The organism is Vibrio orientalis CIP 102891 = ATCC 33934, assembly GCF_000176235.1.
Classification (GTDB): Bacteria; Pseudomonadota; Gammaproteobacteria; order Enterobacterales; family Vibrionaceae; genus Vibrio; species Vibrio orientalis.
In genome coordinates this window covers 168,305-182,165 of the sequence record NZ_ACZV01000004.1, presented here as the reverse complement: position 1 = coordinate 182,165, position 13,861 = coordinate 168,305, and the positions used below count along the sequence as shown (strand labels likewise).

Sequence of the window (13,861 nt, the reverse complement as noted above, 5' to 3'; positions counted from 1 at the left end):
GATACATGAAGAAAAAACGCATCAGCACACTCGTGCTGACCTGCCTTGTTGGCGGAGCCTCAATTGCTCCGTTTGCAATGGCCAATCAGGATCTTAACATCCAATACCCGAAAGAATTAGACACTATCATCGTTAACCCCGGCGTTGGTATTGAAGCATTTCATAATGGCTGGGGAAGCCAACTCACTGCAGAACAATACCCCGAGACTGGAATCGACTACTATCGCTTCTATTGGAATGAACTAGAGCCTCAAGAAGGCCAATTTAATTTTGAGATGATTGATTCACTTTTCCAGATGAACCAATCCCTATCACAACCGCGCCACATCGCCCTACGTTTTATGACCATGGATGAACCTTATTCCGGTACTAAAATCCCAAATTGGTTGATTGATAAAGGGATAAAAGGTAAATGGGTTTCAGACGGAAAGACGTTCGTTCCCGATCTGGATGACCCAACCTATCTCTACTACGTAAAAACACTCCTAGATGCACTGGGCCAACGTTATGACGGGAACAAGCATCTTGCTCATGTTGATATCGGCATGGCAGGCTCTTGGGGTGAATGGCACAACAGCAACTTCTCAGAACTGCCTCCTCTACATGAGCGATACACGACTGAAGAATTAAACCACATTGTTGACTTACATTTCCAAGCGTTCCCTAAAACCAATAAAATCATGCTTATCAATGCTGGTGATACACTGTCTTATGCGGTAGGTAAAGGAGCGGGTTGGCGTGCAGACTGCCTTGGCGACTGGCATCACTTTTCAACCACGTGGAGTCATATGAATGATGACTACCCGTATCGAGTTGGCCAAGCTCAGCGAAGCGTCGCAAACTTCGATAACACCTGGCAGCACTCGCCTGTTAGCTTTGAGATATGCGGCAACATGCAAGGATGGTTAAACGATCAGAAATATACTCGTGAAGAAGTCAAAGCGACGTTTGATTGGGCATTAGATCACCACGCTAGCAGCATTAACTTGAAATCATTAGAAGTTCCTGCCGAATACCGTGACATCGTTGATAATGCGATGAAAAAGATCGGCTTCCGCTTCCGAGTTAATAAGATTCAGCACCCATACTCAGTCAATCAAAACGAAACCTTAGTAGTCGAGAGTGAATTTATCAATGAAGGTGTCACGCCAACCTACCAACCTTACTCTGTGTACTATCGACTTGTCTCGAGTACCGGCGAGGTGGTTTCACTTGGTAAAGACACACAAAACACCGAAAATTGGCTACCTGGTACGCATGTTTCTAAGATCAGTAAGCTACTTCCAAGCTCGCTTCAGGCAGGTACTTACTCAATTGAAATAGCCATGCTTAATGACTGTGGTGAGGAAGGTCTAACACTCGCCAATGAAGGGAAACGGCCAGATGGTTGGTACCGACTATCAGAAATTGAAGTTCGCAGTGCAAACTAATCAAGTAGAGCCATAGACCCTCTCCCCTATATCTATTGCGCTATTTTATTTGCGCAGGTATAGGGGAAGTAACGCCACGTAACTTCCTCCTCCCAACAACTAAGAAAAGATTCTAAAAACGTGATCAAAAATCAGTTCATTGATTAACATTAAGCACGCTAATAGCGTAATCCTAACCTCTAGCCTCAAATCTCTGCTTTTATGTTCACGTTTCCAGTAGTTAAGTCGATCATGGTCACTGAATGAATGAAATTAACCTTAAAATATTACAACAATAACGTGCTTCAAGTGTTTTTTTGCGCGAATTAAGCGTGATAGTTTACTAAAGTCAATACGATCCTCGCCCAACAAAAACCAGAAGAATACGCCAATGGTTAACGCTTTATTAGCTAATAAAGCCCTTATTATTTTTCCTAGCAGAATAAGATATTAGGCATTACAATCCTGCCGCATAAAAATTACAAAATTAATACAACTTCTACTTACTCCCTACAAGTAAAGTAGAGTCAGCCCCCAAAACGTGAAAGGTCCCCGAATACAATGAGCCCAGAGAAACACCTCTTAGATTGGCAAACAAGCCAAACGATTGCGGAAACTATCTCTCCACTTCTTGGTCAACTGTACCGTCATAAAGGCGTCGAAGTATTACTTTTTGGTAAAACGCTGGTCAATGCAGCCACTATCGATATCATCAAAACTCACCGTCTAGCTCGCCGTTACACTGGCACGGCTCTTACTCCAGAACAAACACTTCCTCTCATTAAAGCTTTGGCTGAAATGGAACTTTCGCCATGTCGTATCGACATCGGTCAATTAGCTCATCAGTTCTGGCAAGGTCGCGATGACGACCATGGTGTGAAAGACTTTTTACACACTTCTCTAATGGGTGCGATGAACGGTGAAACCGTTTCTGAACCACGCGATGTAGTCCTTTACGGCTTCGGTCGTATCGGTCGTCTCCTAACACGCCTATTGGTTGAAAAATCAGGCCCAGGCTATCCGCTACGCTTACGTGCAGTCGTTGTACGCGGAGGCAAGAAAGGCGACTTAGAAAAACGCGCAAGCCTGCTACGCCGTGATTCAGTACATGGTCAATTCAACGGTAGCATCATTGTCGATGAAGAACGTAAAGCGATCATTGCTAACGGTAACTACATCCAGTTTATCTACGCGAACAAACCAGAAGAAGTGGATTACACAAGTTTTGGTATCAATGACGCACTTGTTGTCGATAACACAGGCGTATGGCGTGATGCAGACGGTCTTGCTCAGCACCTTGAATGTAAAGGCGCAGAAAAAGTGCTACTGACTGCACCTGGCAAAGGCGATATTAAAAACGTGGTATTTGGCGTTAATGACAATGTTATTGAAGCACAAGACCGTATTGTGTCAGCAGCGAGCTGTACAACTAATGCCATCACTCCTGTACTGAAAGCAATGAATGATAAGTATGGTGTCATCTCTGGCCATATCGAAACGGTTCACTCTTTCACTAACGACCAGAACCTGATTGATAACTTCCACTCAGGTGAGCGACGTGGCCGCAGTGCATCATTGAACATGGTACTAACGGAAACAGGTGCGGCTAAAGCAGTAGCGAAAGCGCTTCCTGAACTAGCGGGCAAGTTAACGGGTAACGCGATTCGAGTACCGACTCCTAACGTTTCAATGGCAATCGCTAACTTGAACTTAGATAACGGCACGGACAAAGATGAGCTAAATGCTTACCTACGTGAAATGGCGTTGACGTCAGAGCTGTCTGCGCAAATTGATTACACAGAATCGACTGAGATCGTTTCTACTGACTTAGTCGGCTCTCGCTTCGCTGGCGTAGTCGATGGTGCTGCGACTATCGCTCAAGACAACCGCTGCGTACTTTACATCTGGTATGACAATGAATTTGGTTACAGCTGCCAAGTTGTACACTGTATGGAACAGATGATGGGCGTTCGCTTCAAAACATACCCAACCAAATAACGGAATATCGCTCCTGACTTCGGTCGGGAGCAAAGCTCCACAACACCTATACTTATTATAATCCCCCTTTATTTGCCACTTTCAGTTTCTGCAAGTGGCTTTTTTGATCGAGGAATAGCCATCAATTGACAATTTTCTTTGCTTTGCTCTCTCGTTCATGTTCGATTCATTTACTAATGGGTATTCTAGCTACATAACTAAGAGGTATTGATTATGAATAGAGTAATTTCAGGTATTTTCGCCCTTTTCATTGGTATGTTTACCTTGGTATTTACCCTAATCCTTGCGATTCCATTGACTATCGCGGCACTCATTACGGGTAAGAAGATTGAGAAATCCCTAAAGATGAATCGTTCACCTTTTTCAGCTCAGCAGTCATCTAAATCTTCTGTGCTTGAGGGTGAATATGAAGACGTATCAAAATAAGAAGAAAAATCGACTATATAATGCGTAAGAAAACCGCTTTTGCTTTTTATCTCGCTGCCGCAGCCACTGCTTTGATAGTTGTTGGCTGCACAGCACAAACACAAGATCCAGCGTTCGAAAAAGCGCAACAGCTGCCAAGCTATACCCAACAAAGCTTCGAGCAATACCTACAAGAAACCAAGCAATGGCTGAGCGACAATCGACTCTTCATATCAGCTGATAAGGAGTCAGAGCTCGCACTTGTTATGCCAAAAGAGTACCGCCCAGAGCAGCCTAATGGTCAAGGCGTTTTGCTTGTCCATGGTTTAGGAGACTCACCTTACTCATTTGCTGATATAGCAACACACCTATCCCAGCAAGGCTACTTAGTAAGAACGATCTTATTGCCCGGCCATGCCAGCAAAGTGGGAGACCTCCAGTTACCTACCCTAGATGACTGGCAAGGTGTGGTACACCACCATATTGAGCTACTGAAAAACGATACGGATTCGGTATGGCTAGGCGGTTATTCAACCGGAGCAAACCTTGTGACGTCAGAAGCATTGGCAGATGATTCGATCAATGGGTTATTGCTGTTCTCTCCCGCACTGCAGCCAAATTCAACTGCTGTGCAATTCGCAGGCTTAGCGAGCTACTTTGTCACTTGGGCGGATCAAGATCCTGAAGATAACCCGCTTCGCTATAACTCATTACCGATGAGTGCTGCCGCCGTCTATTATCAGACATCGGCTGTTGTCCAGCAGCAACTTGAGCACGCTAAGTATGATAAACCCGTGTTTATGTTATTGAGTGAAGGTGACAAGGTCATCAGCACACAATTTGCGATTGATACCTTCTCAAACCAAATGCTCAACCCAAATAGCCATCTAGTTTGGCAGGGCGAAAACGACTTGAGTGACGAACGATCAACTCGATTCACCATGAAGTTGCCTGAGCAACGCATTTCGAATGGTTCGCACATGGGGCTACTATTTTCACCTGAGAACCCGAATTACGGTATTGGTGGAAGTAACCTAATCTGCAGTAACGGACAAACTGAAACCACTTCAGACCAGTGTGCTCAAGGTAAAGACATTTGGTATTCAGCGTGGGGTTACATCGAACCTGGAAAAACGCACGCTCGCTTAACCTATAATCCGTATTTTGCGCAGAGCATGGCCTTAATGGATAAAGTCATGGCACCGAACTCTTAACCCAAATCTCTTATAGACTCCAAATAGTAAAACGCCCAGCATTGCTGGGCGTTTTCGTTTTATTTATCGATTGGGAAAAGCTTACTTTCAAACACGGTTGCGTAAATAGGGATGTCTTTTAATCGGTGGACATCGACCTTATACGGGTCTTGGTCAAGAACCGTAAAGTTGGCGGTTTTCCCTACTTCAATACTGCCTAATGACTCTTCCATTCCCCATGAATATGCCGCTTCAATCGTAATTCCGCGTAACGCGCCGTCCAAAGATAGCGCTAAATCAGGACGCAGAACACTACCTTCATTGGTTTGACGAGTCACCGCACTCCACGCCAATAACAATGGATCAGACGGTGCCATCGGCATATCCGAATGGAGAGAAACCGGGATTCCTTCTTTTTCGATCGTCGCTAAGCGAACCATCGCATGAGCTCGCTCTTCACCTAAACCCACTTCACCAAAGCGTTGGCCGAATCCTGTCACATAATATGGGTTAACACTGATGATTGCGCCTAGCTCTTTCAACTGTTTCACTTGATCATCCGTCGAGTTAGCAAAATGAACAATGGTAAAGCGGTGATCTTTGCGAGGGTACTCAGCCTGACGGCGCTGCATGATCTCAATCAGCTTCTCTACGCCTTCGTCACCATTCACGTGAACTAAGATTTGATAATCTTTTTCCCAGAATGCTTTAGTGATCGCTTCAACATCTTCAGGCGTTTGGATCCACTCTCCGTGGTGACCGTCTAAGTAACCATCTTTCATCTTCATTAGCTGCGAAATGATCGCACCATCGAATAAGATCTTAATCTGCTTATCAAAGTAACGTACTTTACCGGTTTCAGGCAGCGACTTGGTCACCTCTTCAACCGCTTGCACAACCCCTTCTCTACCTTTCATTAAGAACGGCGTTTTACTCTCAGGAGTGAAGAAGGAGTACATCGGCGTCGAGTCAGCACCTAAAATGCGAAGATACGTTTCCGTCATCTCTTTAGGTATAAAAGCACCGGGTTCGTTATAGGCGGTGACGCCTTTTTGATGCAGCATCTCAACCATTTGATTGAGGCCAAACTCAAATCGTTCTTGATTACCTAGGTCTTTATAGATCCTAGGCAGTAAGTAAATAAGTGCCCCGCCTTCCCAGAAGTGACCAGAAACTAAATCCGACTGACTTTTGACCTCCTCTCCCAGCTTATCGATATCAGCTTGGTTTAAGCCATACTTTTCAACAAAGGCTGTATTTACATAGAATTCATGAGCCGAACGGTGCCACACACCAATAGGTCGAGTTGCTGACACTGAGTCGAGAACTTCACGATTAAGTTCACCGTGGAAAAAGTTGTTATAGCCCCACGTCCAAAGCACTTCATTTGGGTCACTTATCTCTGCTTCTACTGCCTTAAGCGCATTTATATATTCATCGTGTCCCGTCACTGCTGGCCAAATTCGATCAGGCAGTTGCCACTCTTCTGGCGCGATCACTGGCATACTTAATGTCAGCGCACCAAGGAACGGATGCAAGTGCTGTTCAATAAAGCCCGGCATGATTACGCGCGCGCCTAGATCGACGACTTCAGCACTTGGGTAAAGCTCTTTTGCTTTTTCTGTCTCGCCCACGAACTGAATCGTACCATCATCACTGGCAAAAACAGCCTCAGCTCGCGGCTGCTTGTCATTCATGGTGATCACCGAAGAACCAATGAACAACTTACCTGATACAGGCTCAACCGCAGTAGTTTCGCTGGCCTTTTCGGCAGGACTACAAGCACTCAAAAGTGCCGCCATACCGACCACTGACGCCGCCAACAGCGTTTTCTTTGTTAGAAGTTTATGCATTTTTCTCTTAACCTCGAGGGAAACTGTTCTTGTTAAAATAAGCCGCTGGGTTGGACTTGTATCCGAGCGCACTGATTGGTGTATTAATTCATATTTATTAAGTAATTAATGTAGGGCAATACTTCAACCGTTAGCTGTATCAAAAATGAGAACAACCAATTCTGAACTCATTGATCATAAACTTGCGTAGTTAAGTGAACCGTGACAAAGTTCGAATAGATGTTGCAGATAGTTAATAGCTTTGTTATTTAATGAAGAGTGATGTACAAAGCCTATAACAACAAAGGATTGACAGATGAGTAATGGTCAACGCGATATAACCCTTCGCTTTCTAGCTGAGCCCGGAGATGTAAACTTTGGCGGTAAGGTCCACGGCGGTGCCGTAATGAAATGGATCGACTTGGCCGCCTATGCCAATGCAGCCGCTTGGAGTGGCAAATATTGTATTACCGCGTATGCCGGTGGTATTCGATTTGTGCAACCGATCCACGTCGGTAACTTGGTTGAAGTGAGTGCTAAGGTCATTTATACAGGTAAGAGTTCAATGCACATCGCGATTGATGTTCAAGCGAGCGACCCTAAAGAGCTTAAAAACCGTCTCACCACTCACTGTATTGTGATTATGGTGGCAGTAGACGAGAATGGTAAACCGACTGAAGTTCCTGAATGGCAACCTGAAACTCAAGAAGATATTGAACTTCGCGACTCAGCGATTCGATTGATGAACATGCGTAAGCAAATCGGAGAAGAGATGGAAGCGCATGTCAAATATCTAAAATAGCTTCGCTACACTAATCTTCCAAAATAGAGGGGCCTCCCCTCTATTTTTGTCAGCATCCTGTTAACCACCAACGCTGTCATCTTTCTTTCATCTTTGTTTGCTTAAATTCGCCAGCAAAGTCATAAATATGAAGGAATATTGCTTGAGCCTTGGTGAAACTACCCTAAGTGAATCAACTCTCTCAAACCTGAAAGCCGTCGAGTACCAGTGGGTCCGAACTATGTATGTCGAAGGGTATGGTGAGCAAGAGATCAACCACTACATCCAAACCTGCTTTGGAGGTGACGCCGTGTTCGCCGATCTCTTTCGTAAAGTCGCCCTCTCTCAAGAAAGTATTTACGTTTTACTCCGCCATCTAGGCTGCGCCCCTTCTAACCGCGAGCTATAGCCAGCACAACGTGCTCAGCCCCGCAACTTAATGCAAAGGGTTGCATCATTTCAATCAGTAACCGTATTCTGGTCGCATCGATTTGGATAAGCAGTGGTACTGCCTATCTTAATTCTTATACTCAGTGAGCTAATCGCAGACACAAAAAAACCCGGGACAAACCGGGTTTTGGTTACAAAAACTGTTAGTAGTGAAATAGTAAGGAATCTAGCTAACAGCCAGCTATGCGTAACGCCAGAACTGCACTTTTCTTAACTGATCGGCGGCCAAACCAAAAGTGTTAAGCGAAGTACAAGTGGGCGGCCAAAAGGTCGCCCTTATTGCTCTTATTAACCTTTCACACCACCAGACGTCAATCCTCCGACTAACCAGCGCTGTGCAAGTAAGAATACAATCGTAATAGGCATAGCAGAGAGTACTGCTGCGGCTGCAAAATCACCCCAAAGGTAATTCTGAGGATATAGATACTGCTGCATACCTACTGCTAATGTATATGAGTTTACATCAGAAAGTAGTAGAGATGCCACCGGAACTTCACCCACCACCCCGATGAACGACAGAATGAACACCACCGCTAGGATAGGTACAGACAGAGGTAACAGTACTAACCTAAAGGCTTGCCAAGGGGTTGCGCCGTCCAGAGCAGCCGCTTCTTCTAATGAACTATCAATAGTTTCAAAGTAACCTTTAATTGTCCAAACATGCAAAGCGATGCCTCCTAGGTAAGAGAAAATTAAGCCGCCATGCGTATTCAAACCTAGGAATGGAATGTACTGGCCCAACTTATCAAATAGGGCGTAAAGTGCCACTAACGCCAATACAGCTGGGAACATCTGGAAGATCATCATCGCTTTTAGAATGGTGTTCTTACCTTTAAAGCGCATACGAGCAAACGCATAAGCCGAGGTGGTAGACAGGGCAACAATCAAGATTGAAGTGATACCTGCCACTTTTACCGAGTTCCACAACCATGTCAGCACAGGGAATGGTGGTGGTGTCACTGAACCATCTGCATTGGTGACCGAGAAGCCTAGCGCGAGCTTCCAGTGCTCGAGCGATGGGTTATCTGGAATAATGCTACCTGTTGCGAAGTTACCCTCACGAAATGAGATCGCGATAATCATCAACAATGGGAAGATGATTGACGCTAAGAACAACCACATCATGATATGCGTTGCCCATACACGGTATTTAAGTGATTTACCTTGTACCATTGCCATTGGAAACTCTCCTTAATCCTGAGACAACTTAGTGAAACGTAGGTTGATAAGCGCAAGCGCACCAACCAACAGGAAGATAAGTGTCGCAATCGCACTTGCCAAACCGAAGTCTTGGCCACCAGCACCTTCAAACGCAATGCGGTAGGTGTAGCTTACCAATAAGTCGGTGTAACCTGCAGGTTCAGAAGTACCAATCATATTCGGACCGCCTTGGGTCAACAGCTGAATCAGTACGAAGTTGTTAAAGTTAAATGCAAAGGCAGCAATCAATAACGGCGTTAGCGGTTTGATCATCAGCGGCATCGTAATCGTACGGAAGTTATCGATGAAGTTCGCACCATCAATCGCAGAAGCTTCATATAAATCTTCAGGAATCGCCTTAAGCAAGCCCATACATAGAATCATCATGTAAGGGAAGCCAAGCCAAACGTTCACGATAAGTACCATGGTTTTGGCTAAGATTGGCTCAGAGAACCACGCAGGACTGATACCAAACAGTGATTCAAGCACCATATTGATCTCACCAAAGCTTTGGTTAAACAAACCTTTAAAGATCAAAATAGAAATGAACGCAGGAACCGCATAAGGAAGAATCAACAGTACTCGGTAGATGGCACGCCCTTTCAGCTCTTCCCACTGCACGACACTCGCGAGAACAAGACCGATAACAACCGTTAAACCCACCGTTAAAGCAGAGAACACCACGGTCCAGATAAAAATACTGACAAACGGCTCTTTGATGCCTTCATCTTTCCACACACGTTCAAAGTTATGGGTGCCGATATCAACAATAAAGCCTGGTGAAACCGTAGAGCCGGTAAACTGACCATTGTCATCAACGGGCTGATAGAAGCCCACGTCCATATTTGGCTTGAGTAATTCACCAGTACGGTTGTTATAAAGTGACAGACCATCGTCTTGCAACGTATACAGCGGAACGACTGCGGCAAATTTACGTAAGCCACTCATGCGGATGTCATCACCCGAAGGTAAGTGCAGGTCAATAGCACCTAGTGTGACCTTGTTCTTGATGATGGTTTTGATTTTTTCTTTGTCGCCAGATACAGAGTCAACTCGACTTAGATCCATATCCGTTGCCGTTGTTGAAGCAATATCGAATTCTTGAGTCGCGAACAGTTGGTCGCCTTTTTTGATCGCTAATCGGTGACCATTGTCAGTTTTATAAAGGGTAAACGGGTAGCTGTCGCCACTTTGATAGGTGCGATCCATTAAGACGGTTTGCGCACGCTCATAAGAAAGTTGGTTTTTCGCACTGTAGTTTGTGAAGGCAAGACCAACGGTATACGCCAAAGGGAATAGGATAAACAGGATCATGCCTGCAATACCCGGGTAAATATAACGGTGGGCGTAAGTCTTTTTACTACCGAAAATGAATAATGCGAGTGCGGTTAAAATCAGGGTAAGTAGGGCAAATGCCAACTCACCACGAGAATACATTAGAATAGTCGCGTAACCATTAAGAATACCGATAGAGCCGAGCAGCCCCCACTTAATGAACACTTTCTTACTAGATGGCAAGCTCGCTGTTTGAGATGTCATAACATCTGTACCTTGAACTGACTGCATAAAAGAACCTGCTAACGATGATAGTACTTAGAAACGAAGGAGGGGTTACCCCCTCCTTAAAAGTGAGGAAAAAATTATTTAGTCATCTGTTTTTCAGCGTCAGCTAGAGCAGCGTCCACTGTTTGGCGACCATCAACGATGTTGATGATTGCATTTTTCGCGCTACCCCAGAAAGCGTTCATCTGAGGGATGTTTGGCATGATTTCGCCATTCATTGCGTTGTCCATTGTCGCTGCAATGCGCTTGTCTGCATCCAGTTCACGTTGGAATGAGTTCAGCGCTACCGCACCTAGTGGCTTGTCGTTATTTACTTTACGTAAACCATCGTTTGTTAGTAGGTAGTTCTCGATAAACTCAACCGCTAGATCTTTGTTTGGTGATGCTGTGCTGATACCCGCAGTCAATACGCCAACGAAAGGCTTAGAAGATTGACCATTAAACTTAGGCAGAGTCGTTACGCCGTAGTTGATACCAGACTTCTCGATGTTGCCCCACGCCCAAGGACCGTTGATCGTCATCGCTGTCTTACCTTGGTTAAACGCAGACTCAGACACTGAGTAGTCCATATCTGAAGAAATCACGCCTTTATCAACCAAACCTTTTACAAAGTTCATTGCGTCTTTAACGCCGTCAGCTGCGATACCAGCGTCTTTTACATCATAGCCAGCTGAGCCATATTTAAATGCATAACCACCGTCAGCAGCCATTAGAGGCCATGTGAAGTACGGTTCTTTCAGGTTCCACATGATTGCAGACTTGCCATCCGCTTTTAGCTTGGCATCCATCGCTGCCACTTCTTCCCAGCTTTTCGGTGGATTAGGAACAAGATCTTTGTTGTAGATAAGTGATAGTGATTCAACCGCAATTGGGTAACCAATCGTCTTACCATTGTATTTCACCGCGTCCCAAGCAAAATCAACAATGCCGTCTTTCAGCTCTTGTGAAGGGTTTACTTCAGCAAGTAGGCCAGCTTCTGCGTAACCACCGAAACGGTCGTGTGCCCAGAAAACAATATCAGGACCATCACCTGTAGCCGCTGTTTGTGGGAACTTGTCTTGAAGCGCATCAGGGTGAGCAACTGTCACTTTAATACCTGTGTCTTCTTCAAATTGCTTACCTACTTCTGCAAGTCCGTTATAGCCTTTATCGCCATTAATCCAGATCGTAAGTTGACCTTCTTCGATAGCAGCATTTGCACCAAATGAGCCAAGAGCAACAAGTGTTCCGAGCGCGACTGTGCTTAGGGCGTTTTTCATGTTTATATCCTTTTTATATTTGTGTTGTAGGGTTCGACCGGTGGTTTCGCCTTATTTCATCGCTTATTTTCAGCCAAACTGACAAATGACTCATCCTCCTACTCCCTACGCCCTTGCTATTATGTACTATTTTCGTGATCCTCATCGTGACGGGTTAGCGATTGGAGTCACAAAACCGCCCCCGAATGTGATTAACTTCACTTAGAAAGCGTAATTTTTTTTGAGCTCTGTCTCTCTACTCTCTCTACTCCTCCGCTCTGCTCCTCCCTAACTACTCCCCCTTTAAATTATTTAGCTAGGAGGATGTCGCGTCACGCCTATTTAAGCAGAATAAAGCTATCCAAGAGTGGATGGTAAGAACCCTTTCCAGTAGTACCCGTTTAAGGTAACTGGTTACAATGCCGCAGGGTTTGCACAGAGACATTGAGCGACGTAGGTAATTAGGTGACTGATTCTTTCGGGGGAGAAGCTCAATGGACACGGGGGAAGCAAACCTGAATTTGGCTTGATGGGTGTTGAAACAGTTCTTCACCCATATTTTCTTACTGTTTGGTAGAATCCAATCTCTTATCAAATTCCTACTATTATTGCCGCCAATACAATTCATATAATGAAGGGCAGTAAAATAACATCGATCGAGGGCGAGCTAGATGGCGAGTGTCACGTTAAAAAATGTATGTAAAGCATATGGCGACGTACTAATTTCTAAAAATGTAGATTTAGATATCCAGGAAGGTGAGTTTGTTGTCTTCGTCGGTCCATCAGGTTGTGGTAAGTCTACGCTATTGCGCTGTATTGCAGGTCTAGAAGATATTACTTCAGGCGACCTTTACATCGGCAATGAACGCATGAATGATGTTGAGCCCTCTAAACGCGGGGTTGGCATGGTATTCCAATCGTACGCGCTATACCCACACCTAAACCTATACGACAACATGTCGTTTGGCCTTAAACTGGCGAAAGCGGATAAGAAAGAGGTCGATCAACGCGTCGAACATGCCGCTGAAATTCTTCAGTTAAGCCACCTGTTAGAGCGTCAGCCTAAAGCCTTGTCTGGTGGACAGCGTCAACGTGTTGCAATCGGTCGTACACTGGTGTCGCAACCCAATGTATTCCTACTTGATGAGCCGCTTTCTAACCTAGATGCCGCACTTCGTGTACAGATGCGCTCAGAAATCACTAAGCTGCAACGCAAACTTGGCTGCACCATGATCTACGTTACGCACGATCAAGTAGAAGCGATGACCATGGCGGATAAGATTGTGGTTCTCGATGCTGGTTTCGTTTCACAAGTAGGCAAGCCGCTTGAGCTGTACCACTACCCGCAGAACCGCTTTGTTGCTGGCTTTATTGGTTCACCAAAGATGAACTTTATGAGTGTCTTTATCGAAGCAGTCGAAAAAGAACGCGTGATGGTTCAGCTCGCCAACGGCACGACTTTCTGGATTCCAGTTGATGGCACAACTGTTACCGCTGGGGAGCGTATGTCTCTTGGCGTACGTCCAGAACACCTATTACCGAAAAACGAAGGCGACGCAACCATTGAAGGTGAAGTGAATATCGTTGAGAAACTGGGTAATGAAACTCAAGTTTACATGCACATTGACGCCGCTGACGCAGACATGATTTACCGTCAGCCTGATACCCTTGCGGTTGAACCTGGAGACAAGCTATCTGTGGGCATCCCTGCCCATCGTTGTCACCTATTCCACAGCGATGGCAAAGCATGCCGTAGGCTCTATAAAGAAGCTGGTCTCGACAGCTAGTAACC

11 protein-coding genes are annotated in these 13,861 nt (G+C 45.2%); 7 read left to right on the top strand and 4 right to left on the bottom strand.

The window, feature by feature from the left end:
* Nucleotides 1-5: 5 nt before the first annotated feature.
* The 4 genes from VIA_RS04370 (at nt 6) to VIA_RS04355 (ending at nt 5,026) form a co-directional block, all read left to right on the top strand.
* Nucleotides 6-1,430 (top strand): DUF4832 domain-containing protein, encoded by a 1,425-nt coding sequence (locus VIA_RS04370; protein ID WP_004411352.1) that lies wholly within the window; start codon nt 6-8, stop codon nt 1,428-1,430.
* 540 nt (nt 1,431-1,970) lie between these two features.
* Nucleotides 1,971-3,407: a glyceraldehyde-3-phosphate dehydrogenase gene (locus VIA_RS04365; RefSeq protein WP_004411351.1), complete on the top strand. Its 1,437-nt coding sequence runs from the start codon at nt 1,971-1,973 to the stop codon at nt 3,405-3,407.
* 213 nt (nt 3,408-3,620) lie between these two features.
* On the top strand, nt 3,621-3,833 hold the full coding sequence (locus tag VIA_RS04360) for a hypothetical protein (protein WP_004411350.1): 213 nt from the start codon (nt 3,621-3,623) through the stop codon (nt 3,831-3,833).
* Nucleotides 3,834-3,853: 20 nt separating this feature from the next.
* Complete coding sequence (locus VIA_RS04355; protein WP_004411349.1) at nt 3,854-5,026, top strand: alpha/beta hydrolase; 1,173 nt, start codon at nt 3,854-3,856, stop codon at nt 5,024-5,026.
* Nucleotides 5,027-5,085: 59 nt separating this feature from the next.
* Here VIA_RS04355 and VIA_RS04350 read toward each other — a convergent pair whose 3' ends face one another.
* Nucleotides 5,086-6,858, bottom strand: coding sequence for an amidohydrolase (locus VIA_RS04350; RefSeq protein WP_004411348.1), 1,773 nt, complete (start codon nt 6,856-6,858; stop codon nt 5,086-5,088).
* A gap of 295 nt (nt 6,859-7,153) precedes the next feature.
* Between VIA_RS04350 and VIA_RS04345 the strand changes: the two genes are divergently transcribed.
* Together VIA_RS04345 and VIA_RS04340 are read left to right on the top strand one after the other, a co-directional pair.
* Nucleotides 7,154-7,639, top strand: a complete 486-nt coding sequence (locus VIA_RS04345; protein ID WP_004411347.1) for an acyl-CoA thioesterase — start codon at nt 7,154-7,156, stop codon at nt 7,637-7,639.
* 142 nt (nt 7,640-7,781) lie between these two features.
* Entirely contained in the window at nt 7,782-8,027 is a 246-nt protein-coding gene (locus VIA_RS04340) for a hypothetical protein (protein WP_004411346.1), read from the top strand.
* Nucleotides 8,028-8,356: 329 nt separating this feature from the next.
* Here VIA_RS04340 and malG read toward each other — a convergent pair whose 3' ends face one another.
* The 3 genes from malG to malE all read right to left on the bottom strand — a co-directional run bounded on the left by malG (nt 8,357) and on the right by malE (nt 12,090).
* Nucleotides 8,357-9,247, bottom strand: a complete 891-nt coding sequence (gene malG, locus VIA_RS04335; RefSeq protein ID WP_004411345.1) for a maltose ABC transporter permease MalG — start codon at nt 9,245-9,247, stop codon at nt 8,357-8,359.
* 12 nt (nt 9,248-9,259) lie between these two features.
* Entirely contained in the window at nt 9,260-10,834 is a 1,575-nt protein-coding gene (gene malF, locus VIA_RS04330; RefSeq protein ID WP_004417098.1) for a maltose ABC transporter permease MalF, read from the bottom strand.
* 74 nt (nt 10,835-10,908) lie between these two features.
* The gene (gene malE / locus VIA_RS04325) at nt 10,909-12,090 is read right to left on the bottom strand and encodes a maltose/maltodextrin ABC transporter substrate-binding protein MalE (protein ID WP_004411343.1); all 1,182 of its coding nucleotides are present in this window, start codon (nt 12,088-12,090) and stop codon (nt 10,909-10,911) included.
* A 650-nt stretch (nt 12,091-12,740) separates the two neighbouring features.
* Between malE and malK the strand changes: the two genes are divergently transcribed.
* The gene (gene malK, locus VIA_RS04320; RefSeq protein WP_004411342.1) at nt 12,741-13,856 is read left to right on the top strand and encodes a maltose/maltodextrin ABC transporter ATP-binding protein MalK; all 1,116 of its coding nucleotides are present in this window, start codon (nt 12,741-12,743) and stop codon (nt 13,854-13,856) included.
* Nucleotides 13,857-13,861: the final 5 nt, after the last annotated feature.

Coding starts and splice junctions, on each gene's coding strand:
- VIA_RS04350 (WP_004411348.1), bottom strand. CDS start 6,858: ATGCATAAACTTCTAACAAAGAAAACGCTGTTGGCGGCGTCAGTGGTC.
- VIA_RS04365 (WP_004411351.1), top strand. CDS start 1,971: ATGAGCCCAGAGAAACACCTCTTAGATTGGCAAACAAGCCAAACGATT.
- VIA_RS04370 (WP_004411352.1), top strand. CDS start 6: ATGAAGAAAAAACGCATCAGCACACTCGTGCTGACCTGCCTTGTTGGC.
- malK (WP_004411342.1), top strand. CDS start 12,741: ATGGCGAGTGTCACGTTAAAAAATGTATGTAAAGCATATGGCGACGTA.
- VIA_RS04345 (WP_004411347.1), top strand. CDS start 7,154: ATGAGTAATGGTCAACGCGATATAACCCTTCGCTTTCTAGCTGAGCCC.
- malG (WP_004411345.1), bottom strand. CDS start 9,247: ATGGCAATGGTACAAGGTAAATCACTTAAATACCGTGTATGGGCAACG.
- malF (WP_004417098.1), bottom strand. CDS start 10,834: ATGCAGTCAGTTCAAGGTACAGATGTTATGACATCTCAAACAGCGAGC.
- VIA_RS04360 (WP_004411350.1), top strand. CDS start 3,621: ATGAATAGAGTAATTTCAGGTATTTTCGCCCTTTTCATTGGTATGTTT.
- malE (WP_004411343.1), bottom strand. CDS start 12,090: ATGAAAAACGCCCTAAGCACAGTCGCGCTCGGAACACTTGTTGCTCTT.
- VIA_RS04355 (WP_004411349.1), top strand. CDS start 3,854: ATGCGTAAGAAAACCGCTTTTGCTTTTTATCTCGCTGCCGCAGCCACT.